Origin of the sequence: Pseudomonas rossensis, assembly GCF_039888995.1 — a bacterium.
Lineage (GTDB): Bacteria > Pseudomonadota > Gammaproteobacteria > Pseudomonadales > Pseudomonadaceae > Aquipseudomonas > Aquipseudomonas rossensis.
Genome location: NZ_JBBWCB010000287.1, coordinates 1 through 1,829, shown reverse-complemented (window position 1 = coordinate 1,829; position 1,829 = coordinate 1). Strand labels below are relative to the sequence as shown.

Below are 1,829 nucleotides of genomic sequence, written 5' to 3'. Positions count from 1 at the left end.
GCTGCGCAGCCGAACGCAGCCTTCGGCAGCTGCTACAAGGTATGCGTTATGGCGCTGCTTAATTACGACGTGCAGTTTCCGCAAGCGAGGTCGATGATCGCAGGACAGAACCCAGTTCCACTTTGCTCTTCACGCCGAGCTGCAAGTAGCAGTTGCGCAGATAGGTGCGCACTGTGGCCGGACTCAGTGCAAGGATCTTGGCAATTTCCTTATAGGAATGGCCGGCGGCGAACAGCATCGCAGCCGTGCGCTCCCGTGGCGCCAGCACCGCCCCGCGCGCCTGTGTTTCGAGTGACAGGATGACGTGCTCGGCGTTAGGACTCAGCGTCAACGCACAACGACCGAGGCGAATCACACACGGCGCTTTTTGCAGTTGCGCGATTACATCAACGGGAAGCATTGAACCACTCCAGCCGGGCAACTCGCGCTGAATGGCGGCGCATAGACTTGCGCCGACGTACAGCAGACTGCCGTCCATCCGGGCGACCCCGAAGTCAGTCGCCCCGCTGCCCGTGTCGAAGCGAATCATGTCCTGCACCTGGAACCGCCACAGCTGCAGCAGATGGTCGCAGAACGCCGAAAACAACCCGTCCTCACTGTCATTGAACGCACAAGCATCACCGCCACGGTAGAGACAGACGAAGAACATCAAGCCGCTTTCGGGTAACTCGAAGGTGATGCACATCACGTGGTAGAGGTCGTGGCGCCGAGCGAACGCGTCCACTTCTTCATTAGGGTCGGTGAACCCGCTGTCGCGCACCACCTCACCGGGTCGACTCAAAGTGTCATGGGAGAATTTGTCGTCACCCGCACTCTTGTGCCATTCGACGGCAAATGACTCGGGCAGATTGATCCGCCCGTGCATCCAGCTTTGAGGGGGTGTGCTGGCGCCTGACGTCGACATCTCGCCCCACCATGCCGAAGCGAAGGGCACCAGTTGGCGGAAGGCCTGCAAGCCGTCGGCGATGAATTGGGAGGCGCCGCGATCTCGAGCAAGCCGCCCCAGGTGCAACACGCAACGATTGAACGCTGTCAGCGTGGCCATCGACGCCTTGGCGCCGACCTCATCACCCTCCTCCATTATTTTTATCCTGTTTACTACATGGCGTATTTTTTCGACGATGCCATAGGCGCGGTTATGGCGTCCAGCGAGCGGTGTTGTTGCGGGAGAATTCTGGACTGGTAGCTTTTGGCAATAGCTGCCGGAAGGCCACGCTGTGCGCAAACGGATCGCCGCTCGCTGTCGTACGGTTTACTCCGGCTGTCAGCAAGAATGACCCAAATGCGCTAATTCCGCTAAACCGACCCAGGGGCAGGCACAACACCGTCTAATCTGAATGAAGCACGACCACAAACATGCCTCTAACCTCTTGATACAGGGGAAATGGGATGACCGGAAAAACAGCACGCCAATGCTCGTCATGGGTCCTGCCCTCCCTGCTCGCCATCAACCTGGCGCTGGCAGCGGGATGTGCAGGCAAAGCTGCGACAGCTCGCTACTCAGCCTCAAGCATAGGCGGCAGCTGCTATGCAAAAGCGCTACCCACTGCCGGCGAGGGCGGCCTGGCGTGGGGCTCCACCTTGAACATGGCTCGCAAAAAATCCCTGGATAATTGCATACTCTATGCCGGCCGATCCGGTGGCACGCCCAATACCTGCAAAGTGGTGTTGGCGGAGTGCAAAAATTAAATCAGAGGCCGTGAAGCCGTCCGCCAAGGAATCAGACGATAGCGATCTTTTATTTCGGCCAGTTGTGCCCGGATGTACTGTTCCCTTGTCATCCAAACGCAATGATCGCGACGATAAGAATATTTATTGAAAGCGAATAC

Annotated in this window: 2 protein-coding genes; one reads left to right on the top strand and one right to left on the bottom strand. The window is 58.0% G+C overall.

Translation table 11 applies throughout. From position 1 onward, the window contains the following. Positions 1-58: 58 nt before the first annotated feature. A complete protein-coding gene (locus tag WLY71_RS30465; RefSeq protein WP_347806540.1) occupies positions 59-1,081 on the bottom strand; it encodes a helix-turn-helix transcriptional regulator in 1,023 nt (340 codons plus the stop codon). A gap of 308 nt (positions 1,082-1,389) precedes the next feature. Here WLY71_RS30465 and WLY71_RS30460 point away from each other — a divergent pair, with 308 nt between their 5' ends. Further along, positions 1,390-1,689, top strand: coding sequence for a hypothetical protein (locus tag WLY71_RS30460; RefSeq protein WP_347806539.1), 300 nt, complete (start codon positions 1,390-1,392; stop codon positions 1,687-1,689). The last annotated feature ends 140 nt before the right edge of the window (positions 1,690-1,829 follow it).